This window comes from Ferrimonas balearica, from assembly GCF_019802085.1.
GTDB classification, from domain to species: Bacteria; Pseudomonadota; Gammaproteobacteria; order Enterobacterales; family Shewanellaceae; genus Ferrimonas; species Ferrimonas balearica_B.
This window is the reverse complement of sequence record NZ_JAHVHV010000001.1, coordinates 65,979-87,940: the sequence shown is the minus strand read 5'-3', so window position 1 is coordinate 87,940 and position 21,962 is coordinate 65,979. Positions and strand designations below refer to the sequence as shown.

Genomic DNA, 21,962 nt, shown 5'->3' with positions numbered 1-21,962 from the left:
TTAGCCCCTTAGTTGATGGGAGTCCCACTGTGGCGAAAAAACCGGAAAATATGAGCTTCGAGGCGGCCCTGGCCGAGCTGGAGGGGATTGTGGCCCAGCTGGAGCAGGGGGAGATCCCCCTGGAGCAGGCCCTCAGCCAGTTTGAACGGGGCATCGGCCTGGTGCGCGCCAGCCAGCAGAAGCTGGAGCAGGCGCAGCAGCAGGTCAGCATCCTGAGCCAGAGCCCGGACGCCCCCCTTCAGCCCTTCGGCACCGAGGAGGCCTGATGCATCAGGCACTGGGCCACTACCAGACCCGGGTCAACGGGGTGCTGGCGGATCTGTTCGCCAAGATGCCGGTGACCGACACCCGACTGCTGGAGGCGATGCGCTACGGCACCCTGCTGGGGGGCAAACGCGCCCGCCCCTTCCTGGTCTACGCCACCGGCACCATGCTGGGGGCCGACGAAGCGGCGCTGGATCCCCTGGCCGCCGCCGTCGAGTGCATCCACGCCTACTCCCTGATCCACGACGACCTGCCGGCGATGGACGACGATCACCTGCGCCGGGGCCAGCCCACGGTGCACATCGCCTTCGACGAGGCCACCGCCATCTTGGCCGGTGACGCCCTGCAGGGGCTGGCCTACGAGCTGCTGGCCGAGTCCCCCCTGCCGGCAGAGCTGGAACCCCAGCGTATCGCCATGATCCGGGCCCTGGCCCGGGCCTCCGGGTACAACGGCATGTGCGGTGGCCAGGCGATCGATCTGGCCAGCACCGGCCAGCGTATCGAGCTTGACCAGCTGACCCAGCTGCACAGACTCAAGACCGGCGCCCTGATCCGCGCCGCCGTGGAGCTGGGCAGCTACGGCGTACCCAATTTGGACCCGGCCCACCGAAGCGCCCTGCTGCAGTACGCCGAAAAGGTGGGTCTGGCGTTTCAGGTTCAGGACGACATCCTGGACATCACCGCCGATACAGACCAGCTGGGCAAGCCCCAGGGATCGGACCTGGCGGCGGACAAGAGCACCTTCCCCGCCCTGCTCGGCCTGGACGGCGCTCGTGATGCGGCGCAGACTCTGTACCAGGACGCCCTGACAGCCCTGGACCAGTTGCCGTACAATACCGAACAACTTCAGGCCTTCGCTCGCTACATCATCGAGCGCGGCCAGTAACAGTCACACCAAAGCGAACACGGATAATGAGCCAGGACCTGTCTGACTACCCGCTGCTGTCGAAAGCCCTGATGCCCGAGCAGCTGCGGCAGTTGCCCCAAGAACAACTGACCCCGCTGGCCGATGAGGTGCGCACCTTCCTGCTGCGCTCGGTCAGCCGCTCCTCCGGCCACCTGGCCTCGGGCCTCGGCGCCGTCGAACTCACCCTGGCACTGCACTACGTCTACAACACGCCCTTCGATCGTCTGGTGTGGGACGTGGGCCACCAGGCCTACCCCCACAAGATCCTGACCGGCCGGGCGGAGCAGATGCACACCATCCGCCAGAAGGATGGCCTGCACCCCTTCCCCTGGCGGGAAGAGAGCGAGTTCGACACCTTCAGCGTGGGCCACTCCAGCACCTCCATCAGTGCGGCCCTGGGCATGGCCATCGCCGCCGACCGCGAAGCGGCGGGCCGCAAGGTGGTGGCGGTGATCGGCGATGGCGCCCTGACCGGCGGCATGGCCTTCGAGGCGCTCAACCACGCCGGTGACATCCACAAGGACATGCTGGTCATCATCAACGACAACGAGATGTCCATCTCGGAGAACGTCGGGGCGCTGAACAAGCACATGGCCCGTCTGCTCTCCGGCAATCTCTACACCAGCATCCGCGAAGGCGGCAAGAAGGTGCTGGGCGCCATGCCCCCCATCAAGGAGCTGGCCCGCCGGGCCGAGGAGCACCTCAAGGGGATGGTGGTGCCCGGCACCCTGTTTGAGGAGCTGGGCTTCAACTACATCGGTCCCATCGACGGTCACGATGTGGAAGGGCTGGTGGACACCCTGCGCAACATGCGCAACTTGAAGGGCCCCCAGATCCTCCATGTGATGACCAAGAAGGGCAAAGGCTACCAGCCGGCGGAGGAGGACCCCATCGGCTACCACGGGGTGCCCAAGTTCAACCCCGAGGAGTGGAAGCTGCCCAAGTCCGCCCCCGGCAAACCCACCTTCTCCAAGGTGTTCGGTGACTGGCTGTGCGACATGGCCGAGCAGGACGACAAGCTGGTGGCGATCACCCCGGCGATGCGCGAAGGCTCCGGCATGGTGGAGTTCTCCCAGCGCTTCCCGGACAAGTACTTCGACGCCGCCATCGCCGAGCAGCACGCGGTGACCCTGGGCGCCGGCTTCGCCTGCGAGGGGCTCAACCCGGTGGTGGCCATCTACTCCACCTTCCTGCAGCGGGCCTACGACCAGGTGATCCACGATGTGGGGATCATGAACCTGCCGGTGCTGTTCGCCATCGACCGCGGTGGCCTGGTGGGCGCCGACGGTCAGACCCACCAGGGGGCGTTTGATCTCAGCTACCTGCGCGCCATCCCCAACCTGACGGTGATGACCCCGGCGGACGAGAACGAGTGCCGCCAGATGCTCTACACCGGCCATATCCACAACGGTCCGGTGGCGGTGCGCTACCCCCGGGGCAACGGCATGGGCACCGAGCCAGTGGCCGAGATGACCGCCCTGCCCCTGGGCAAGGCAGAAGTCCGCCGCGAGGGCGCCGGGCTGTGCATCTTCAGCTTCGGCACCATGCTGCCCTACGCGCTGGAGGCCGCCGAGGCCCTGGACGCCACCGTGGTCAACATGCGCTTCGTCAAGCCGCTGGATCACGACATGGTCAAGCGGATGGCCGAAGGCCACGACCGCCTCATCACCCTGGAAGAGAACGCCATCATGGGCGGTGCCGGCTCCGCGGTGCTGGAGTCCCTGGCCCAACAGGGGCTGGCCAAGCCCCTGCTGCAGTTGGGCCTGCCGGATCGCTTTATCGAGCAGGGCAGCCAGGAGGAGATGCACGCGGTGCTGGAGCTGGACGGCCCCGGCATCGTCAAGCAGGCCAAGGCGTTCTTCGACCTGTAAGGTTCGCCCACACACAAAAAAAGCCCGGTTTCGACCGGGCTTTTTGTGTTTTCGCCGAGGCTCAGACCGGTTCGGCCACCCCCAGGCGGTACTGGATGCTCTCCCCCTGGCGACGGGGGGTCAGTTCGTGGACTGCCCGCACCCAGGCCACCTCGATGGCGGCGACCTTGAGCACCGGCTGCTGCCAGTTCTTCTCCCGGGTCGGGGCCAACCACTCCAGCTTGCCCTCCAGACCCGCCAGATCCAGCTCCAGGGCCAGGGGCTGCTCCTCCGGCAAGAAGTAGCGGCCGGTCACCAGGGTGACGTCCTCCGGGCAGTTGAGGTGCACCCAGCCCGCCCGTTGGTCGCTGCCGCACAGTGGCACTCTGCCCAGCAGCTGCGCCTGCTCCCAGTCGTCTCGTCCCAGCACTCGATAGAGTACGGTCATGGTCCCCTCCCTGTGGCTATAACTGGGGCGCCCGAAGGCGCCCTGAAATCCTGTCTGCTTACCCGAAAAACAACCGCCACAGCCAGCTGCGGTCCAAATCTTTTTCGCATTGGCGGTATTGAGCGGCGTAACGCTTGGCCCGCTCGTCAACGGTTCTTGACACCTTGATGAGCCAGGGCTTCTGGTTGAAGGTGCCCCGCCGGTAGCCGCCCCACCCCTCGTGGTAGTTGAGGTACTGAGCGTAGGCGTCCCACTTGGACACGCCGTTGACCTGGTGAGACTTATAGATGAACCAGCCCATAAAATCATGGGCATCGGCAAAATTGGTGCGACTGGCGAAGCGGCGGTTGTTCTCCCGCACGTAATCGTCCCAGGTCAGTGTCTTGGCCTGGGCGTAGCCGTAGGCGCTGGACGCCCGGCCCACCGGGATAAAGCCCAGCCAGTACTGCATCGGCGGCCGGGCGTTGTGCCGGAAGGAGCTCTCCTGGTACATCATCGCCATGGGCACGTGCACCGGCACCCCCCACTTGTCCCGGGTGCTTTTCGCCGCTTTATACCAGCTTCGATTCTCTTTAAAGATGTTGCACAGGTTTTCCGGGTCCCGGGGCGGCGGGGTGGCACAGCCGGCCAGGGTGAGGGCCAGGGTGGCCACCAGGAAAGTGCGTCGTATGGATAGTGGGTGCATCAGCCTGTTTAATCAGCCTTTTTGTCAGTTATAAAAAAAGTTTGCCTGCAAGTGGAACTTAAGGAAAGGGGCACAGTCTGAAATAGTGAACCGATTTACTGTGTTCATCATTATCCTCCTAATTTTCCGGGAACCTTGGCAGGGGTTCCCGTTTTTTTTGCCCACCACTTTACAGACGACCCCGCGACTGATTAAATTGCGCGCCTGCTTTGAACCTCGTTTGTATTCCAGATGTCCACCGAGCTGTACCTGGTCTACCTGGCCACCGTCGTGGTGCTCCTGGCCGCGCCGGGCCCCATGACCATGATGACCCTGTCCACCAGCGTGCGTTTTGGCCACGGCCGCGCCCTCTATACCGTCCTGGGTTCCAACGCCGCCGGCCTGATCCTGATGATCCTCTCCGCCACCGGGATCGGCGCCCTGATCACCGCCCAGCCTCTGCTGTTCGAGCTGCTGCGATACGGCGGCGCTGCCTACCTCATCTGGCTGGGGATCAACGCCTGGCGGGTGCGCAAGGCCACCAGCACCGCCGAGGGTTACCAGCACCAGTGCCGCAGTCGGAGCAAGCTGTTCCGTGAGACCTTGCTGGTGGGCCTGGCCAACCCCAAGGGGCTGCTGTTCTTTGCCGCCCTCTTCCCCCAGTTCATCCAATCCGGCGACAACCTCCCCCAGCAGTTTGCGCTGCTGAGCCTCACCTTCACCCTGGTGGATTTTCTGATCCTCAACCTGGTGGCCCTGGGGGGCTGCGCCCTGGCTAACCAGTTGGCCAGCCCCAGCGCCCAGCGGGGCTTCAACCGCCTCTGCGGCGGGGTGTTCATCGCCCTGGGTGGTGTGATGCTGCTCTCCTGATAGCACAACGCCCCGCGATGCGGGGCGTTGGTTTATTTCATGGTGCACTCGGTGGGGGACTCCCGCCAGACTATTGGGTCCCAGTACTGCCGGGACACCCCCTGGTAGCGCTTGTCGCTGTTGAACTGGGCCGCCAGGTGGTAACGCACCCCGGCCTCCACCGTCACCGTCAGATCCTTGTAGCCCCGGTTGCGCAGCGTCACCGACAGCCGGGGATCGTCAATCAGCTCCACCAGACGCAGCTGGTAGGTGCCCGGCGCCAACTTGTAGGTGGGCTTGCTGACCACGTTGTTGTCGTCGATGCGGGTGACGATCACCTTGAACAGATCCTGGGTCTGCGGGGGTTGGTGGAAGGTGGACAGCTCACCACAGGGCTGGACCACCTCCGTCTGACTGGCGCACCCGGCCAGGGCCAACACCAGCGCCGCACTCCATCCGGCTCTCACCATATCCCCTCCTCGTTATCGAAAGTAATCCGCCAGGAACTCGTCGAAGCTACCGCTGTCCGCCGCTTCCCGCTGGGCCTGCTCGACCCGGGAGGTCGCCGCGGCCTCACTCAGCATCGCCTTGCTTAACCGAGCATAATCCCGATTGAGCAGGGTGTCGCGGTGTTCTTTCGCCAGGCGGGCCGCCCAGTGGCCGTGCCCCTCGTGCAGACTCTGGGCCAGCACCTGGGCGGACAGGGTCTGTTCCGGGTCCCGGGCGGCGCCCTGCCAGCGGGCCAGTGCCTGCTGGTAGCGCTGGTCGCCTGCGGCGGCGTCCATCACCTGGGCCAGCTCGGCCCAGCGGGCCATCAGCTCGCTCATCCAGTCCGCCAGCGCCACGCTCTGACCGTCCCGGCTCAGGGTTTTGCCCGGCCGGCGGCCGTCCAGGACCACCGCTTCGAAGTTGGCCTTGGACTCGGCGATCCCCTCGTCGGTTTGACTCGGCTGGGGCTCCAACAGGCCGTCGAGCAGGAAGAGATCCAGCAGCAGCACCTGATCTTCGGTGATCCCCAGCGGGGCGAAGGGGTTGACGTCCAGCGCCCGCACCTCGATGTACTCCACGCCCCCCCGGGCCAGGGCCTCGGACGGGGTCTCGCCGCTTTGGGCGGTGCGCTTGGGGCGCACCGGAGAGTAGAGCTCGTTCTCGATCTGCAGGATATTGGCGTTGAGCTGACGGTACTCGCCGTTGACCTTGACGCCAATCTCGGCGTACTGCTCCGACGGCAGGCTGATCGCCTTTTTCAGATCCCGCACGTAGGCATCCACCGAGTCCAGGCTGACCGACAGGCTGTCCTGGGCCTGGTTGGTGTAGCCCAGATCACTCATCCGCAGTGAGGTGGCGTAGGGCAGGTAGAGGGTGCCCCCCTGCTCTTCGAACGGCAGCGCCGGCACTTTGTCCTGGAGGAAGGAGCGGCACAGGCTGGGGGAGGCGCCAAACAGGTAGGCCAGCACCCAGACGTGGCGTTTGAAGTGTCGCAGCAGCGAGAAGTAGCGGTCGGACACCGCCGCCTGGTCGTCGCCATCCACCCCCAGCGCCGGCCACAGGGCCGTGGGCAGGGAGAAGTTGAAGTGCAGCCCGGCGATCGCCTGCATCATCGCCCCGTAGCGGTGCTGCAGCCCGACCCGGTAGAGGGTTTTCATCCGGCCTACGTGAGAGGCGCCGTACTGGGCGATGGGGATCGCCTGTTCGGCACTGATGAAACAGGGCATCGACAGGGGCCAGAGCCGCTGTTCATCGATGTGGCGCAGCACGTAGGTGTGGGTGTCCGCCAGGTGGTCCAGCAGGGCCTTGGGATCCTGGAACACCGGGGTGATCAGCTCCATCAAGGACTCGCTGAAGTCGGTGGTGATCCAGGGGTGGGTCAGGGCCGAGCCCAGGGCCTCGGGGTGGGGATTCTGGGCCAGGCGGCCGTCAGACTCGATGCGCAGGGCTTCCCGCTCGATGCCGCGGTTGAGGCCTCGCAGGGCCGCCTGCCACTGGGGCTGGCGCAACCGCTCTACAGCTGTATTGAAGGCGTTCAAAGCCAATCTCTAGTTTGGGTCGCGGGCGACCGGGGTCACCCGCGTACCGTGTGTGAAAAGGTCTGGCCGGTAGTTTACAGGCTAATCAGGCGGACGTCATAGCCCAGCTCACGCAGGGCCGCCTCGTTGCTGGCCTTATCGCCCACCACCAGGATCACCATCTCCTCCAGCTTCAGCTCCCGGGCCGCCACCGCGTTGAGCTGGGCCAGGGTGGCATCGGCGATGATCCGCCCCTGCTGCTTGACGTAATCGTCGCTGAGCCCATACCGCTGCAGCTTACCGAGGAAACGGGCCTTCTGACCCGGGGTCTCGAACTTCAGTGCTTCGGACTGGGAGATAGAGGACTGCATAAAGCGCAGCTCCGCCTCGCTCATGCCTTCGGCCTGGAAACGGGTGATCTCCATGATGAACTCCGATACAGATGCGGCGGTGGCATCGGAGCGCACGTCCGCCGAGGCCAGGAACTGGCCCAGCTCCGGCCCGGCATCGAAGCGACTGCGGGCGCCGTAGGTGTAGCCCTTGTCCTCGCGCAGATTCAAGTTGATGCGGCTGTTGAACGCCCCACCCAGGGGGTAGTTCATCAAGGTGGAGAGGAAGTGCTCACCGGTGGCGTCGAAGGGCACGGTGCGCTTGCCGATGCGGATCACCGACTGAGCGGAGCCCGGCTTATCCAACAGGTAGATGATGGGCCCGCCCATCTGTGGCATCGGTTGCATTACCGGCCAGGGGGTCTTGGCCCCCTGCCACTGTCCCAGGGGCTTGAGGGCGGCCATCAGCTCGGCCTGGGGCCGGTCACCCACCACCACGATGGCGGCATTGCCGGCCTGGAACTGGTCACGATAGAAGGCTTTGACGTCATCCAGGGTGAGGGCGGACACGCTCTGGACGGTGCCATCCAAAGGGTGGCCCTGGGGGTTACCCTCCCCGTAGGCCAGGGCACTCCAGGCGGCGGAAGCCAGCCAGCCGGGCTCATTCATGGAGTGTTTGAGACCCTGGATGTGCTGCTCCTTGACCCGGGCGAAGTCGGTCTCGTTAAAGGCCGAATGCCACAGACGCTCCTCCAGCAGCGCCAGGGTGGGCGCCAGGTTGCGGCTCAGGGCGCTGACGCTGACGTAAGTGCGGTAGCCCGACGCGCCGACGCTGATCCGTGACCCCAGCTTCTCCAGCTCCTCGGCGAACTGTGGGGTGGAGAAGCGCTCGGTGGACTCCCCCATCATGGCGGCGGTGAGCTGGGCCAAGCCGGCCTGGGCCGGGTCCAGCAACCGGTTGCCGCCGTCCAGGGCGATCAGCAGCTCCACCGTGGGGGTCTCCAGGGTTTGGGTGCCGATCACCGGGATCCCATTGGCCAGCTCGCTGCGCCACAGGCTGGGCACCTCCACCTGGGGGTTGGGGCCGGCCGGCGGCACCTGGCTGCGATCGAAGCTGTCCTCAATCACCGGCGGCTGCACCGCCTGCAGAGTCTGGGGTGCCGGGTCCAGGGCCAGCGGCGCCGGGGTCCAGTTGTCCTCGGCGGCGATGATCCCCAGCTGCCCCTGGGGCACCACGCTCATGATCACCGCGGCCTTGTCCTTGATGTAGGTGTTGAACACCCGCACCACGTCGTCGGCGGTGACCGAGTCGTAACGCTCCAGCTCCTCGGCGATGAGATCCGGGTTGCCGAAGAAGGTCTCATTGAACGCCAGGGTGCTGACCTTGCCGCGGACGCTCTGCAGGCCGTAGAGGGTGCGCGCCTCGTGCTGCACCTTGGCCTTGAGCAGGTCGTCGGCGGTGACACCGCGCTGCTCGAACTCGGCGATGGACTGGCGGATCAGGGTCTCCATGGCGGCCAGGTCCAGCTGGCGGGCGGGGTTGGCCAGGGCGTAGAGGGTGAATTCACAGGCCAGCTCCCGGCAGGGGTGACTGACCTGGGCCTGCACCGCGTAGCCCTCCTGCACCAGGTTTTTGTAAAAGATGGAGGTGCGGCCGCCGCCGAGGATGTTAGCCAGCAAATCCAGCGCCGCCTCATCCTCGTGACGGGCGTACACCGTGGGGAAGCTCATGTAGAGCAGCGGCAGGTGCACCCGGTCCTCCATGGAGATATAGCGGTCGGCGTCCAGGGTCGCCGGCTGCTTGGGCGCAGAGCGCACCTCGGGGCCGGTGGGGATGGGGCCGAAGTACTTCTCCACCCAGGCCAGGGTCTGGGGGATATCGATGTTGCCACCGACGGTGAGGGTGGCGTTGTTGGGGCCGTACCAGCGCAGGAAAAAGCGGCGCAGATCCTCGACGTTGCTCCGGTCCAGATCCTCCAGCCAGCCGATCACCGGCCAGGAGTAGGGGTGCCCTTGCGGGTACATCGCCTGCCCCACCCGCTCGCTCAGGCGACCGTAGGGGCGGTTGTCCACCCGCTGGCCGCGTTCGTTCTTGACCGTGGCCCGCTGGATCTCGAACGCCTCCTCGGTGACGGCGTCCAGCAAGAAGCCCATGCGATCGGCTTCCAGCCAGAGCATCTTCTCCAGCTGGTTGTCCGGGACGGTCTCGAAGTAGTTGGTGCGGTCGGTGTTGGTGGTGCCGTTCAAGGTGCCGCCGGCCTCGGTGACCAGCTGGAAATGCTGCTCATCGGCCACGTGCTTGGAGCCCTGGAACATCATGTGCTCGAAGAAGTGGGCAAAGCCGGACTTGCCCAGCTCCTCTCTCGCGGAGCCCACGTGGTAGGTGACGTCCACGTGCACCAGGGGGTCGGAGTCGTCCGGGTGGAGGATCACCGTCAGGCCGTTGGCCATCTCGTATTTCTGGTAGGGGATGCGGACCTCCCCCGGGGCGGCTTTGACCTCCTCCACCAGGGTGAAGCCCTGGGGCAGTGCGGGGGAGCGGGGTTCGCCGGCGCACGCCAGCAACAGAGCCGAGGCCGCGGCGGCCAAGGTGAGTGAATGCCAACCCTTCATGTAACCTCCATGCTAACGGGGGCTCAGAGGGCGCCAAACACCCCCAGAGTCAATCCGGCCACAGCCAGATAACGCAGAAATTTGCCTATAAAGATCAACAGGGTACTAAAGAGGATGGGAAAACGAAACCAACCCGCCAGCAGGGGGATGGCGTCGCCCACCACCGGCAACCAGGCCAACAGCAGTGACCAGATCCCGTACCTTTGTACCCAGCCTAGCACCCGGCTCTCACGACCGGAGACCAGATCTTCGGGGGATTTGTGGCGGTGGACGTAGCGGCCGATGGCGTAACTGGTCATGGATCCCAGGGTGTTGCCCACGGTGGCGGCCAGCAGCAGCACCGGCAGGGACCACTCCCCCTGGGTCACCAGGTAGGCCAGGATCGCTTCCGAGCCACCGGGGGCCAGGGTCGCGGCGACGAAGGCGCTGATGAACAGCCCCCACAGGGTCATGCTGGTCATCATGGCGTCAGGCGCGAACAGGCGGAGTGTTCAGCAGGTTCACCAGCTGGGGGTTGTCCTTGAGCATGTCGGACAGACGGTACTGATCCAGGGAGGACAGGAAGGCCTCGGTGGCTTCCTGCAGCACGTCTTTGAGGCGGCAGGCGGGCACGATGTGGCAGAAGGGGCTACCACAGTCCACCAGTTTCAGCGGCTCCAGCGCCCGCACCACGTCACCGAGCACGATTTCGGAGGGGGCCTTGGCCAGGCGGATCCCGCCGTTTTTGCCCCGCACCGTGGTGACGAAGCCGGCGTGGCCCAGCTTGTTGATCACCTTCACCATGTGGTTGCGGGACACCCCGTAGATGTCCGTGACCTTGCTGATGCTGGTGAGCTCTCCCTCCGGCAGGGTGCCGAGATAGAGCAGGGCCCGAAAGGCGAAGTCGCTGAAACTGGTTAATTGCACTGAGAGTACCTCCGACCGCCCAGTTTACCGTAATTGCGGGAAAGGAACATGACTTGTCGGTGCAACTTTGAGCTGGGCCTCAATAGTGGCCCTGGCAGGCGGCGGCGTTAACGGTGAGCGAGTCCGGGGCATTGGGCCCCTGGTAGATGTGCCGGTACACCAGCCCCGCCTCCAGCCGCTGCCGGTAGTAGGCGCTCTGACAGTAGCGCTGGATCACCGCCTCGCTCTGGTCCTCCACCACGGCCCCGAAGGGCGCCAGGGCGTCGGCGCTGGTGGCCTTGTAGTAGAAGGTCATCACCCCGCCCCGGTACTCCGCCTTGAGGAAGTTGGGGTTCTGGCTCTGGCCCACTCCCTTGTTGAGCTCCTGGGCCAGCTGCTTGCTCTCCCGGTCCAGCCACTCCGGCAGACTCAAGCCCCAAAACGCCTGGGCGGTCAGGGGAAACAGCAGTAACAACAACGGGGTGCGCATGGGCGGCTCCTTGAATTGGGCAGCGGCCATGCTACCCATTCTGCCGTGCCCCCTGCGTGATCCCGATCACAGCCCGCGACTTGTTGACACCCCGTTTACATCCCCTGACAGAGGTCGGATTCTGGTGATAAGCTAAGGAAAAACGACAGGAAAAAATGACATGATCGCCCGGCTCTTTCTGATCCCCCTGGTGCTCAGCCTGCTGTGGTTCGTGTACCTTCAGGTCAACGGTTACAGCCTGAAGCAGGGCAAACAGGGGTTCATCTACATTCTGGTCTTCTCCAGTGGCCTGCTGGGGGTCATGAGCCTGCTGCTCTGGCTCACCAACACCCCCGCCCTCTAGCCCCCTCGATCAGCCCAGCACCGCCAGCAGCACACCGGCGGCCACGGCACTGCCCAGCACCCCGGCCACGTTCGGCCCCATGGCGTGCATCAACAGGAAGTTGTGGGGGTTGGCTTCCAGTCCCACCTTGTTCACCACCCGTGCCGCCATGGGCACCGCCGACACCCCGGCCGCGCCGATAAGCGGATTGATCTTGCCCCCGGAGAGGCGGCACATCAGCTTGGCCAGCAAGACTCCGGTTGCGGTTCCCACTGAGAAGGCCACCGCCCCCAGGGCGAGGATCCCCAGGGTGTTGAGCGTCAAGAACTGCTCCGCCGACAGCTTGGAGCCCACCGCCAGTCCCAGGAAGATGGTGACGATGTTGATGAGCTCATTCTGGGCGGTGCTGGAGAGGCGCTCCACCACCCCCGCCTCGCGCATCAGGTTACCCAGGCAGAACATCCCCACCAGGGGAGTGGCCGCCGGCAGCACCAGGATGGTCAGCCCCAGCACCAGCAGGGGAAAGAGCACCTTCTCCCGCTGACTCACCTCCCGCAACTGCGCCATCTCGATGCGCCGCTCCGACTCCGTGGTCAGGGCCTTCATGATGGGCGGCTGAATGAGGGGCACCAGCGCCATGTAGGAGTAGGCCGCCACGGCGATGGCCCCCAACAGATCCGGTGCCAGGCGGGAAGCCAGGAAGATGGCGGTGGGGCCGTCGGCCCCGCCAATGATGGCGATGGCCGCCGCGTCCTGGATGCTGAACTGGAACCCGGGCACCAGGTTCAGTGCGATGGCCCCCAGCAGGGTGCCGAAGATCCCGAACTGGGCCGCCGCGCCGAGAAACAGAGTGCGGGGGTTGGCGATCAGGGCGCCGAAGTCGGTCATGGCCCCCACCCCCATGAAGATCAGCAGGGGAAAGACGCCGCTCTCAATGCCGACGTAGTAGACGTAGTAGAGCAGGCCCCCGGGCTCGGTGAAGCCCCCCCCGGGAATGTTGGCCAGCACCGCGCCGAAGCCGATGGGCAGCAGCAACAGGGGCTCGAATCGCCGGGCGATGGCCAGGTAGAGCAGCAGCGCCCCCACAGCCATCATGATGGCCTGGCCCCAGGTGAAGTTGGCGATGCCGGATTGCTGCCAAAACGCGAGGATCCCTTCCACGACTGCTCCTTAGCCCAGGCTGACCAGAGTATCGCCCACGGCGACCGCGTCGCCCTCCTTGACGTGAAGGCTCTGCACCCGGCCCGCCTCGCTGGCCCGGATCTCGGTCTCCATCTTCATCGCCTCCATCACCATCACCACCTCACCGGCGGCAACAGCCTGTCCATCCTGCACCAGGATCTTGAACACGTTGCCCGCCAGGGGCGCGGTCACCGAGCTGGCCACCGCCGTCGCCGGTGCCGCGGCGGGCTCGACGGTGGGCGCCGCCGGGGTGATCGCCCCCACCTCACCGCCGTCGCTCACCTCGACGGTAAAGGCCTGGCCGTCCACCTTGACCTGGTAAACCGCGGGGCCGGCGGGGGCTCCGCCGGCGCTCGGCGCGGCGGACGCGGCCGGGACCGCCGGTTCACTGCCCGGGGCCGGTTCAAAGGCCTCGGGCCGCTCCCGGTTGACCAGGAACTTGTGGCCTATCTGCGGGAACAGCGCGTAGGTGAGCACGTCGTCCACCGTCTCCTTGGCCAGGGTGAAGCCCTCGTTGCTGGCCATCTGGGCCAGCTCCTCGGTCAGTCGGGGCATCTCCGGCGCCAGCTCGTCCGCCGGGCGCTGGGTCATGGGGGGCTGGCCGTCGAGCACCCGGGCCTGCAGCTCGGCGTCCACCGGAGCCGGAGTGCGGCCGTAGGCGCCCTTGAGCACCCCCTGGGTCTCCTTGGTGATGCTCTGGTAGCGGGTGCCGGTCAGCACATTGAGCACCGCCTGGGTACCGACGATCTGAGAGGTGGGGGTCACCAGGGGCAGGAAGCCCAGCTCCTCGCGGACCCGGGGGATCTCCTCCAGCACCTCGTCCAGGCGGTCCAAGGCCCCCTGGTCCTTCAACTGGTTCTCCATGTTGGTGAGCATACCCCCGGGCACCTGGGCCCGCAGGATCCGCGCGTCCACCCCCTTGAGGCTGCCCTCGAACTGGGCGTACTTGCTGCGCACCTGGCGGAAGTGGCTGGCGATCCCCTCCAGCAGGGCTGGATCGTAGCCGGTGTCCCGCTCGGTGCCCGCCACCATGGCCATCACGGTTTCTGTGGCGGTGTGGCCGTAGGTCATGCTCATGGGGGAGATAGCGGTGTCCAGCATGTCGATGCCGGCGTCGATCGCCTTCTGGTAGGTGGCGGTGGAGAGGCCGGTGGTGGCGTGGCACTGCATGGCGATGGGCAGCGCCGTTTCGCTCTTCAAGGCGGTGATCAGCTCATCGGCCGCGTAGGGGGTCAGAAGACCCGCCATGTCCTTGATGCACAGTGACTGGCAGCCCAGGGCCTCGAGCTCCTTGGCCAGGGTCAGCCAGGTCTCCAGGTGGTGCACCGGCGAGGTGGTGTAGGAGAGGGTGCCCTGGGCGTGGCCCCCCACAGCGTTGACCGAGCGGATGGCGGTCTCCAGGTTGCGGGTGTCGTTGAGGGCATCGAAGATGCGGAACACCTCCACCCCGCTGTGGTAGGCCCGGCGCACAAAGGTGTCCACCACGTCGTCCGCGTAGTGACGGTACCCCAGCAGGTTTTGGCCCCGCAGCAGCATCTGCTGGGGGGTGTTGGGCATCGCCTCCTTGAGGGCGCGGATCCGGTACCAGGGGTCTTCGCCCAGGTAGCGGATGCAGGCATCGAAGGTGGCGCCGCCCCAGCTTTCCAGCGACCAGAATCCCACCTTGTCCAGCAGCTCCGCCGCCGGCAGCATATCATCCAGGCGCACCCGGGTGGCCAGTAGGGATTGGTGGGCATCGCGCAGCACCACATCGGTGAGGGCCAAAGGCTGTGTCATCGTCGGTTCTCCTTATCCTGTGGTTCGCTGGCGGTGCTGGTGCACGGCGGCGGTGATGGCGGCCTTGAGTTGCGGGGTCAGTGCCCCGGGCGCAGCAGGGGGCATTGTCGGCGCCTCGCTCGCCTTGGGCGCGCAGAAATGCGCCAGTAGCTTCAAGGCCAGCACCAGGGTGCCCAGGAACAGGAACACCAGCACCATCCCCATCACCATCAAACTGGCGGCTTGAACAAGCAGCGGCGTCAACGTTTCCATACTCTCACCGGTTGCACCTTTGTTAATCAGGGCATCGATATTCACATGGAGAGAATAAAAATGTCAAAGGCCGGGCGGTAAAAATCCCAGTGGCTTTACCAATTCAGCCGCTGAAATTCAGAAGCTTACCTATGATGAACAACAGCTTATAAATTGGCCTTACCAATTTGAACGAGCTGAATGAGATTGGGGATCCGGAGTCAGGCAGCCGAAGTGCGCGCTCAGGGAGCAAAAGACAGGCAAAAACGGGGGATAAAAAAACCCGGCCTGAGGCCGGGTTGGGAAGATGGCGCGTCCGGGAGGATTCGAACCTCCGACCGCCTGGTTCGTAGCCAGGTACTCTATCCAGCTGAGCTACGGACGCGCATCGGTGTGGCGATTGCCCCGGCCACGAGGGGGAAGATGGCGCGTCCGGGAGGATTCGAACCTCCGACCGCCTGGTTCGTAGCCAGGTACTCTATCCAGCTGAGCTACGGACGCGCATCGATGTGGCGATTGCCCCAGCCACAAGGGGGAAGATGGCGCGTCCGGGAGGATTCGAACCTCCGACCGCCTGGTTCGTAGCCAGGTACTCTATCCAGCTGAGCTACGGACGCGCATCAAACTTTGTCGTTCGCATTGGATGCGAAGTATAGTGCTCCGCACTGCCCTTCTGGGTGGGCGAAGCAAAATTGCCAACGGGGTTGGCGAAGAAATGGCGCATCCGGGAGGATTCGAACCTCCGACCGCCTGGTTCGTAGCCAGGTACTCTATCCAGCTGAGCTACGGATGCGTAATTCTGGTGGGTTTTCTTCCGATGAAAACCAAGGAGCCGCGCTGCGCGCGGCTCCTTGAGATAGTGGCGCGTCCGGGAGGATTCGAACCTCCGACCGCCTGGTTCGTAGCCAGGTACTCTATCCAGCTGAGCTACGGACGCGCAATGGCGGTGAGGGAGGGATTCGAACCCTCGATAGGGGATAAGCCTATACGCCCTTAGCAGGGGCGCGCCTTCAGCCACTCGGCCACCTCACCGTTTCGTGGGGCGTATATTACGGCCTAAGGGAAATAAGTCAAACGCTTTTTCTGCCGCCGCAAAGCGTTTGCACGGAATTCCGACAGACTGCTGGCAAGGCCGTCAAAGGCCGGTGTTTTTGTGAGCTTTCGGGGGCGTTTTGAGGCGGGAAACCGGCAGAAAAAAACCGGCGCGATGGCCGGTCTTTCGAACTCAGAAATTGCCGCTGGGGGCAGCGCCGCCGTCTTTCTCGGCCTGGATGCGCATGTAAATCTCTTCGCGATGAACGGAAACCTCTTTCGGAGCGTTCACCCCGATACGTACCTGGTTGCCCTTGACACCCAGTACGGTAACGGTGACTTCATCACCGATCATCAAGGTTTCGCCAACACGGCGAGTCAAAATCAGCATTCTATTGCTCCTCTCTCTCCAACTCATTCCGCAGCGGCGGTTGAATCTTTCAACAGTATTATAAAGTTAGACTAGATTAAATCTAGAGCTACCGGGGACTAATTCTCTTCGCCCGCCAGTCCAAATGATTGGTGCAAACTGCGCACCGCCAGCTCCAGATACTTCTCGTCGATGGCCACGGAAATTTTAATCTCGGAGGTGGAGATCAACTGCAAGCTGATCCCCTCCTGCCCCAGGGTCTGGAACATGCGACTGGCCACACCCGAATGGTTCTTCATCCCCACCCCAACCACAGAGACTTTACACAGGGTATCATCGCTGCGCAGGCTGGCCACCCCAAGTTGGGGCAGAACCGGGTTGAGCAGCGCCTTGGCCTGGTCCAGGTCATGGCGTGCCACGGTGAAGGTGAAGTCCGCCTTGCCGTCACCGGTGGCGGTTTGAACGATCATGTCGATGTCGATGCCGGCATCCCCGATGGGGGACAGGATGGTGGCGGCCACGTTGGCCTCATCCGGTACGCCCACCAGGGTCAGGCTGGCTTCGTCACGGCTAAAGGCGATGCCGGAAACCAGGGGTGCGTCCATGTTGCCCTCCTCGTAGGTGATCAGGGTGCCCTCGCCATCGCGAAAGCTCGACAACACCCGCAGCGGCACGTTGAACCGACCGGCGTATTCCACCGAGCGGATCTGCAGCACCTTGGCGCCGAGGCTGGAGAGCTCCATCATCTCCTCAAAGGTGATGCTGTCCATCTTGCGGGCCTTGGGCTCCACCCGGGGATCCGTGGTGTAGACCCCGTCGACATCGGTGAAGATCTGGCACTCGTCGGCCCCCAATGCCGCGGCGATGGCCACGGCCGTGGTGTCCGAGCCGCCCCGCCCCAGGGTGGTCACCTGGTTGGCGTCACAGCGGCCTTGGAAGCCCGCCACTATGGGGATGATCCCCTGATCCAGCAGGCCGGTCAAACGTTCGGTGGCCACTTCGCGGATCCGCGCACGGCCGTGGCGGTCGTCGGTGAGGATCCCCACCTGCTCGCCAAGCAACGACGCGGCGTTGAGGCCCCGTTTCTGCAGTGCCATGGCCATCAAAGCGATGGAGACCTGCTCCCCGGTGCTCACCAACATGTCGAGCTCACGGGGAGAAGGGGTCGCCGCCACCTGCTTAGCCAGAGACAACAGGCGGTTGGTCTCCCCGGCCATGGCCGACAACACCACCACCAGACGGTGCCCGGCGCGGGCACTGCGGGCGATGCGGTCCGCCACGGCCTCGATGCGCTCGAAAGAGCCCACCGAGGTGCCGCCAAACTTCTGTACTAACAGTGTCACAGAGTGTCCTAATTACAACTTTTCGGTCAGCCAGGCCTTGGCGGCCTCCAGGGCTTGAGGCAGCGCCGCGGCGTCGGTGCCACCGGCCATGGCCATGTCGGGACGACCGCCCCCCTTGCCACCCACCTGCTGGGCCACCAGGTTCACCAGCTCGCCGGCCTTCACCTTACCCACCAGATCCTTGGAGACGCCGGCCACCAGGCTGACTTTGCCCTCCTTGACCGCGGCCAGGACGGCAACGCCACTGCCCAGCCGGTTCTTCAGCTGGTCCATGGTGTCGCGCAGCGCCTTGGGATCCACGCTGTCCAGCTTGGCCAGCACCACAGGCACCTGGTTGATGCTGTCCGCGTCTTCGGCCAGCAGGGCCACCTCGTGACCGGCCATCTTGGCGTTGAGACGCTCCAGCTCCTTCTCCAGCCAGCGGGTGCGATCCACCAGGGAGCGCACCGCGTCACCGATGTTGCGGCTGTCGCTTTTCAGCACACCGACCAGGTCGAGCAGCTGCTCGCCCATCTCGTGCATGGCGTCGATGGCCCGCTCACCGGTGATCGCCTCGATGCGGCGCACGCCGGCAGCGATGCCCCCCTCGGAGACGATCTTGAAGAAGCCGATGTCGCCGGAGCGCTCGACGTGGGTGCCACCACACAGCTCGGTGGAGAACTCGCCCAAGCCCACGACGCGCACTTCGTCGTCGTACTTCTCGCCGAACAGCGCCATGGCACCGGCGGCCTTGGCGTCGTCGATGTTCATCAGTCGGGTGCCCACCTGGTGGTTCTCCCGGATCTGGTCGTTCACCAGCTTCTCGATGGTTTGCAGCACGCCGGTGCCCACCGCCTCGAAGTGGCTGAAGTCGAAGCGCAGGCCATCGGCAGAAACCAGGGAGCCCTTCTGGGTAACGTGCTCGCCCAGCACCTTGCGCAGCGCGGCGTGCAGCAGGTGGGTGGCGGTGTGGTTCAGGCGGATCGCCTGGCGTCGGCCGCCGTCCACGGAGGCGGTCAGCTCCTCGCCCACGTGGATCTCGCCACCGGAGACGTACCCGATGTGCAGGATGGCGTCGCCGGACTTCTTGGTGTCGGTGACGGTAAAGGCCCCGTCGGTCATCAGCAGCTCACCGGTGTCGCCCACCTGGCCGCCACTCTCGGCGTAGAAGCTGGTGGTATCGAGGATCACCTGACCCTCCTCCCCTTCCAGCAGCTGGCCCACAGACTCGCCGTCCTTGTACAGAGCGACCACCTTGGCCCACTGCTTCAGCTCGTCGTAGCCGGTGAACTCGCTCGCCACACCCACCTGGGTCAGCTGGTTGTAGTCCACGGAGAAGCGGTTGGCGTCGCGGGCGCGCTGGCGCTGCTGCGCCATCTCGGCTTCGAAGCCCGCTTCGTCGATGCTGACGCCGCGCTCACGGGCCACGTCGTTGGTCAAATCCGCCGGGAAACCGTAGGTGTCGTACAGCTTGAACACGGTGGCGCCGTCCAGCACCTCGCCGTCCAGGCCGTCGAGGGATTCGTTCAGCAGCTGCATGCCGCGATCCAGGGTGCGGGCGAAGTTTTCCTCTTCGATGCGCAGCACCTTCTCCACCATAGCTTGCTGCTGTTTCAGCTCGTCGCCGGCCGGGCCCATCACCTCGGCCAACTCGCCGACGAGCTGATAGAAGAAGGTGTCGTTAGCCCCCAGCTTGCGGCCGTGGCGGATGGCGCGGCGGATGATGCGGCGCAGCACGTAGCCCCGCCCCTCGTTGGAGGGCATCACGCCGTCGACGATCAGGTAGGCGCAGGAGCGGATGTGATCCGCCACCACTCGCAGGGATTTGTTGTCCAGATCGCTGGCACCGGTGACCTCGGCGGCTTTTTTGATCAGCCGCTGGAAGATGTCGATGTCGTAGTTGGAGTGACCGCCCTGCATGATGGCGGCGATCCGCTCGATCCCCATGCCGGTATCCACGGAGGGCTTGGGCAGCGGCTCCATGGTGCCATCGGCCTGGCGGTTGAACTGCATGAACACGATGTTCCAGATCTCGATAAAGCGGTCACCGTCCTCTTCCGGGGTGCCCGGACGGCCGCCCCAGATCCCTTCACCGTGGTCGTAGAAGATTTCGGTGCAGGGGCCGCAGGGGCCGGTATCGCCCATCTGCCAGAAGTTGTCGGAGGCATAGGCCGGCCCACCGGGCTTGTCACCGATGCGGATGATGTTCTCCTCCGCCACGCCGATCTCCTTGGCCCAGATGTCGAAGGCCTCGTCGTCGGTGTGGTAGATGGTCACGCACAGCTTCTCTTTGGGCAGCTGCAGCACCTCGGTCAGGAACTGCCAGGCGTACTGGATGGCGTCGCGCTTGAAGTAGTCGCCGAAGCTGAAGTTGCCCAGCATCTCGAAAAAGGTGTGGTGACGGGCGGTGAAGCCCACGTTCTCCAGATCGTTGTGCTTACCACCGGCTCGAACGCAGCGCTGCGACGTGGTCGCCCGGGTGTACGCCCGCTTCTCCGCACCCAGGAAGCAATCCTTGAACTGGTTCATACCGGCGTTGGTGAACAGCAGCGTGGGATCGTCATGGGGCACCAGGGAGCTGGATGCCACCACTTCGTGGCCTTGAGAACGGAAATACTCCAGAAACGCGGTCCGGATCTCGGCGGTGGTCATGTGCATGAGGTCATCCTGAAAAAACTGACAAGTGTGCCGGCTTACCGCCAGCGGCCATGTAAACGGCCAATTATATGCGCATCGGCGGCGCTCAAACCAGCACCCCGGGGGCAGAATCCCGGACCGGGGTGGGAAAATGGGGCCTAGGAGGTCAAGGCGTCCAGGGCGTAGCGGATCTGTTCCATGTCGAAACCGCGGTAAGCCAGGTAGCGCTGCACCTTGGCGCGGCTCTTGAAATCGGTGGGAGGACGGCGGCCGAACTTGCGCTCACAGGTGGTCTCACACAGGGCAAACCAGTCCTGCTCGCACTCTCCGATCGCGGCCTTGATGATGTCGCTGGCCACGCCCCGTTCGCGCAACTCGTTGGCCAGGCGGATGGGCCCCATACCGCGGGCCGAGCGGTAGCGCACAAAGCCCTCGGCAAAGCGCGCATCGTCCAGGTAGCCCCAGTCGTCGGCCCGGCTCAAAGCCTGCTCTATCTCAGACGCAACAAAGCCGCGAGAGCGCAGCTTCTGCCTGAGCTCTTCGCGGCTGTGATCACGGCGGGACAGCAGCCCCACCGCCGCGGCGACCGCGTCCTGGCCGCCCTTCTCTTGACCCACCGGGGCTTAGCTCAGCTCCGGCGCCTCGAGATCTTCTTCGTTCTCCGGCTGCGGGGTGGCTTTCACCAGCAGTTGGGCGCGAAGCTGTTGCTCGATCTCCTGGGCGATGGCCACGTTCTCCTTGAGGAAGCGGATGCTGTTGGCCTTGCCCTGACCAATCTTCTCGCCCTGGTAGCTGTACCAGGCGCCGGATTTCTCCACCAGCTTCTGCTTGACCCCCAAGTCGATAAGCTCGCCCTCTTTGGAGGAGCCCTCACCGTAGAGGATCTGGAACTCTGCCTGCTTGAACGGCGGGGAGACCTTGTTCTTCACCACCTTGACGCGGGTTTCGTTGCCCACCACCTCGTCACCGTCCTTAACAGCGCCGATGCGACGGATGTCCAGGCGTACGGAGGAGTAGAACTTCAGGGCGTTACCGCCGGTGGTGGTTTCCGGGCTGCCGAACATCACGCCGATCTTCATCCGGATCTGGTTGATGAAAACGCACAGGGTGTTGGAACGCTTGATGTTGGCGGTCAGCTTACGCAGCGCCTGGGACATCAGGCGAGCCTGCAGGCCCACGTGGGAGTCGCCCATCTCACCTTCGATCTCCGCCTTGGGCGTCAAAGCCGCCACGGAGTCGACGATCACCACGTCCACGGCGCCGGAGCGCACCAGCATGTCGCAGATCTCCAGGGCCTGTTCACCGGTGTCCGGCTGGGACACCAGCAGTTCATCCACGTTGACCCCCAGCTTCTCGGCGTACACCGGATCCAGGGCGTGTTCGGCGTCGACGAAGGCGCAGGTCTTGCCCTGCTTCTGGGCTTCGGCGATCACCTGCAGGGTGAGGGTGGTTTTACCGGAGGATTCCGGCCCGTAGATCTCCACGATCCGGCCGTAGGGCAGGCCGCCAATGCCCAGGGCGATGTCCAACCCCAGGGAACCGGTGGAGACGGACTCGATGTCCAGTGTGGTCGCATCGCCAAGACGCATGATCGACCCTTTACCAAACTGCTTCTCGATTTGACCCAGTGCGGCACTTAGGGCACGTTTTTTGTTCTCGTCCATTTCAAGCTCCAATGAAGATGCCTTGGCGGCGACAGGATTCGATGTAATGCCAGTAGTATACTGTACAATCATACAGTATCAACCCTGGCTGAACAGCAAGTGGCCAAACAGGGGGATTTTT

At 64.5% G+C, this 21,962-nt stretch carries 21 protein-coding genes and 6 tRNA genes; 5 read left to right on the top strand and 22 right to left on the bottom strand.

The features are described from left to right. Positions 1-29: 29 nt before the first annotated feature. Genes xseB through dxs form a run of 3 tightly spaced genes read left to right on the top strand, consistent with a single transcriptional unit; the run spans position 30 to position 3,042 of the window. On the top strand, positions 30-266 hold the full coding sequence (xseB, locus tag KUV81_RS00450) for an exodeoxyribonuclease VII small subunit (RefSeq protein WP_222541872.1): 237 nt from the start codon (positions 30-32) through the stop codon (positions 264-266). Then, on the top strand, positions 263-1,150 hold the full coding sequence (ispA, locus tag KUV81_RS00445; RefSeq protein ID WP_409995551.1) for a (2E,6E)-farnesyl diphosphate synthase: 888 nt from the start codon (positions 263-265) through the stop codon (positions 1,148-1,150). The genes xseB and ispA overlap by 4 nt, the downstream gene beginning before the upstream one ends. Before the next feature lie 26 nt (positions 1,151-1,176). Continuing rightward, the gene (gene dxs, locus KUV81_RS00440; protein WP_222541870.1) at positions 1,177-3,042 is read left to right on the top strand and encodes a 1-deoxy-D-xylulose-5-phosphate synthase; all 1,866 of its coding nucleotides are present in this window, start codon (positions 1,177-1,179) and stop codon (positions 3,040-3,042) included. Positions 3,043-3,103: 61 nt separating this feature from the next. Here dxs and KUV81_RS00435 read toward each other — a convergent pair whose 3' ends face one another. Next, on the bottom strand, positions 3,104-3,469 hold the full coding sequence (locus KUV81_RS00435) for a DUF952 domain-containing protein (protein ID WP_222541869.1): 366 nt from the start codon (positions 3,467-3,469) through the stop codon (positions 3,104-3,106). A gap of 58 nt (positions 3,470-3,527) precedes the next feature. After that, positions 3,528-4,154 (bottom strand): hypothetical protein, encoded by a 627-nt coding sequence (locus KUV81_RS00430; protein ID WP_222541868.1) that lies wholly within the window; start codon positions 4,152-4,154, stop codon positions 3,528-3,530. Positions 4,155-4,385: 231 nt separating this feature from the next. Here KUV81_RS00430 and KUV81_RS00425 point away from each other — a divergent pair, with 231 nt between their 5' ends. Beyond that, positions 4,386-5,003, top strand: coding sequence for a LysE family translocator (locus KUV81_RS00425; protein WP_222541867.1), 618 nt, complete (start codon positions 4,386-4,388; stop codon positions 5,001-5,003). Between the two features lie 32 nt (positions 5,004-5,035). On the opposite strand, the gene KUV81_RS00420 is transcribed toward KUV81_RS00425, so the two are convergent. From KUV81_RS00420 to KUV81_RS00395, 6 genes are all read right to left on the bottom strand, one after another. Continuing rightward, positions 5,036-5,452 carry a hypothetical protein gene (locus KUV81_RS00420; protein ID WP_222541866.1) on the bottom strand — a complete coding sequence of 139 codons (417 nt, stop codon included), beginning with the start codon at positions 5,450-5,452 and terminating at the stop codon, positions 5,036-5,038. 12 nt (positions 5,453-5,464) lie between these two features. Next, positions 5,465-7,009, bottom strand: a complete 1,545-nt coding sequence (gene gshA / locus KUV81_RS00415) for a glutamate--cysteine ligase (protein WP_222541865.1) — start codon at positions 7,007-7,009, stop codon at positions 5,465-5,467. A 74-nt stretch (positions 7,010-7,083) separates the two neighbouring features. Further along, positions 7,084-9,930, bottom strand: a complete 2,847-nt coding sequence (locus tag KUV81_RS00410; RefSeq protein ID WP_222541864.1) for a M16 family metallopeptidase — start codon at positions 9,928-9,930, stop codon at positions 7,084-7,086. Positions 9,931-9,953: 23 nt separating this feature from the next. Continuing rightward, positions 9,954-10,391 (bottom strand): YqaA family protein, encoded by a 438-nt coding sequence (locus KUV81_RS00405; protein WP_261389169.1) that lies wholly within the window; start codon positions 10,389-10,391, stop codon positions 9,954-9,956. Between the two features lie 7 nt (positions 10,392-10,398). Further along, positions 10,399-10,836, bottom strand: a complete 438-nt coding sequence (nsrR, locus tag KUV81_RS00400; protein ID WP_222541862.1) for a nitric oxide-sensing transcriptional repressor NsrR — start codon at positions 10,834-10,836, stop codon at positions 10,399-10,401. Between the two features lie 79 nt (positions 10,837-10,915). Beyond that, positions 10,916-11,305 (bottom strand): hypothetical protein, encoded by a 390-nt coding sequence (locus tag KUV81_RS00395; protein ID WP_222541861.1) that lies wholly within the window; start codon positions 11,303-11,305, stop codon positions 10,916-10,918. A 160-nt stretch (positions 11,306-11,465) separates the two neighbouring features. Here KUV81_RS00395 and KUV81_RS00390 point away from each other — a divergent pair, with 160 nt between their 5' ends. Beyond that, positions 11,466-11,648, top strand: coding sequence for a hypothetical protein (locus KUV81_RS00390; protein WP_222541860.1), 183 nt, complete (start codon positions 11,466-11,468; stop codon positions 11,646-11,648). 9 nt (positions 11,649-11,657) lie between these two features. On the opposite strand, the gene KUV81_RS00385 is transcribed toward KUV81_RS00390, so the two are convergent. The 14 genes from KUV81_RS00385 to recA all read right to left on the bottom strand — a co-directional run bounded on the left by KUV81_RS00385 (position 11,658) and on the right by recA (position 21,841). Continuing rightward, positions 11,658-12,788: a sodium ion-translocating decarboxylase subunit beta gene (locus KUV81_RS00385; RefSeq protein ID WP_222541859.1), complete on the bottom strand. Its 1,131-nt coding sequence runs from the start codon at positions 12,786-12,788 to the stop codon at positions 11,658-11,660. A 9-nt stretch (positions 12,789-12,797) separates the two neighbouring features. Beyond that, positions 12,798-14,585, bottom strand: coding sequence for a sodium-extruding oxaloacetate decarboxylase subunit alpha (gene oadA / locus KUV81_RS00380; protein WP_222541858.1), 1,788 nt, complete (start codon positions 14,583-14,585; stop codon positions 12,798-12,800). A gap of 12 nt (positions 14,586-14,597) precedes the next feature. Further along, on the bottom strand, positions 14,598-14,837 hold the full coding sequence (locus KUV81_RS00375) for an OadG family protein (RefSeq protein WP_222541857.1): 240 nt from the start codon (positions 14,835-14,837) through the stop codon (positions 14,598-14,600). Between the two features lie 287 nt (positions 14,838-15,124). Further along, positions 15,125-15,201: transfer RNA gene (locus KUV81_RS00370), tRNA-Arg, on the bottom strand. Positions 15,202-15,240: 39 nt separating this feature from the next. Further along, positions 15,241-15,317, bottom strand: a tRNA-Arg gene (locus tag KUV81_RS00365). A 39-nt stretch (positions 15,318-15,356) separates the two neighbouring features. After that, positions 15,357-15,433: transfer RNA gene (locus KUV81_RS00360), tRNA-Arg, on the bottom strand. Positions 15,434-15,532: 99 nt separating this feature from the next. Beyond that, positions 15,533-15,609: transfer RNA gene (locus KUV81_RS00355), tRNA-Arg, on the bottom strand. Positions 15,610-15,676: 67 nt separating this feature from the next. Then, positions 15,677-15,753 (bottom strand) — tRNA-Arg (locus tag KUV81_RS00350). Positions 15,754-15,757: 4 nt separating this feature from the next. Then, a tRNA-Ser gene (locus KUV81_RS00345) sits at positions 15,758-15,848 on the bottom strand. 193 nt (positions 15,849-16,041) lie between these two features. After that, the gene (csrA, locus tag KUV81_RS00340; RefSeq protein ID WP_013344374.1) at positions 16,042-16,239 is read right to left on the bottom strand and encodes a carbon storage regulator CsrA; all 198 of its coding nucleotides are present in this window, start codon (positions 16,237-16,239) and stop codon (positions 16,042-16,044) included. A gap of 98 nt (positions 16,240-16,337) precedes the next feature. Beyond that, complete coding sequence (locus tag KUV81_RS00335; protein ID WP_222541856.1) at positions 16,338-17,561, bottom strand: aspartate kinase; 1,224 nt, start codon at positions 17,559-17,561, stop codon at positions 16,338-16,340. Between the two features lie 12 nt (positions 17,562-17,573). Then, positions 17,574-20,198 (bottom strand): alanine--tRNA ligase, encoded by a 2,625-nt coding sequence (gene alaS, locus KUV81_RS00330; RefSeq protein WP_222541855.1) that lies wholly within the window; start codon positions 20,196-20,198, stop codon positions 17,574-17,576. A gap of 137 nt (positions 20,199-20,335) precedes the next feature. Beyond that, positions 20,336-20,794: a regulatory protein RecX gene (locus KUV81_RS00325; protein WP_222541854.1), complete on the bottom strand. Its 459-nt coding sequence runs from the start codon at positions 20,792-20,794 to the stop codon at positions 20,336-20,338. A gap of 6 nt (positions 20,795-20,800) precedes the next feature. Next, positions 20,801-21,841 (bottom strand): recombinase RecA, encoded by a 1,041-nt coding sequence (recA, locus tag KUV81_RS00320; protein WP_222541853.1) that lies wholly within the window; start codon positions 21,839-21,841, stop codon positions 20,801-20,803. Positions 21,842-21,962: the final 121 nt, after the last annotated feature.

Coding starts and splice junctions, on each gene's coding strand:
- dxs (WP_222541870.1), top strand. CDS start 1,177: ATGAGCCAGGACCTGTCTGACTACCCGCTGCTGTCGAAAGCCCTGATG.
- KUV81_RS00435 (WP_222541869.1), bottom strand. CDS start 3,469: ATGACCGTACTCTATCGAGTGCTGGGACGAGACGACTGGGAGCAGGCG.
- KUV81_RS00430 (WP_222541868.1), bottom strand. CDS start 4,154: ATGCACCCACTATCCATACGACGCACTTTCCTGGTGGCCACCCTGGCC.
- KUV81_RS00425 (WP_222541867.1), top strand. CDS start 4,386: ATGTCCACCGAGCTGTACCTGGTCTACCTGGCCACCGTCGTGGTGCTC.
- KUV81_RS00420 (WP_222541866.1), bottom strand. CDS start 5,452: ATGGTGAGAGCCGGATGGAGTGCGGCGCTGGTGTTGGCCCTGGCCGGG.
- KUV81_RS00410 (WP_222541864.1), bottom strand. CDS start 9,930: ATGAAGGGTTGGCATTCACTCACCTTGGCCGCCGCGGCCTCGGCTCTG.
- KUV81_RS00405 (WP_261389169.1), bottom strand. CDS start 10,391: ATGACCAGCATGACCCTGTGGGGGCTGTTCATCAGCGCCTTCGTCGCC.
- KUV81_RS00395 (WP_222541861.1), bottom strand. CDS start 11,305: ATGCGCACCCCGTTGTTGTTACTGCTGTTTCCCCTGACCGCCCAGGCG.
- KUV81_RS00390 (WP_222541860.1), top strand. CDS start 11,466: ATGATCGCCCGGCTCTTTCTGATCCCCCTGGTGCTCAGCCTGCTGTGG.
- oadA (WP_222541858.1), bottom strand. CDS start 14,585: ATGACACAGCCTTTGGCCCTCACCGATGTGGTGCTGCGCGATGCCCAC.
- KUV81_RS00375 (WP_222541857.1), bottom strand. CDS start 14,837: ATGGAAACGTTGACGCCGCTGCTTGTTCAAGCCGCCAGTTTGATGGTG.
- csrA (WP_013344374.1), bottom strand. CDS start 16,239: ATGCTGATTTTGACTCGCCGTGTTGGCGAAACCTTGATGATCGGTGAT.
- alaS (WP_222541855.1), bottom strand. CDS start 20,198: ATGCACATGACCACCGCCGAGATCCGGACCGCGTTTCTGGAGTATTTC.
- recA (WP_222541853.1), bottom strand. CDS start 21,841: ATGGACGAGAACAAAAAACGTGCCCTAAGTGCCGCACTGGGTCAAATC.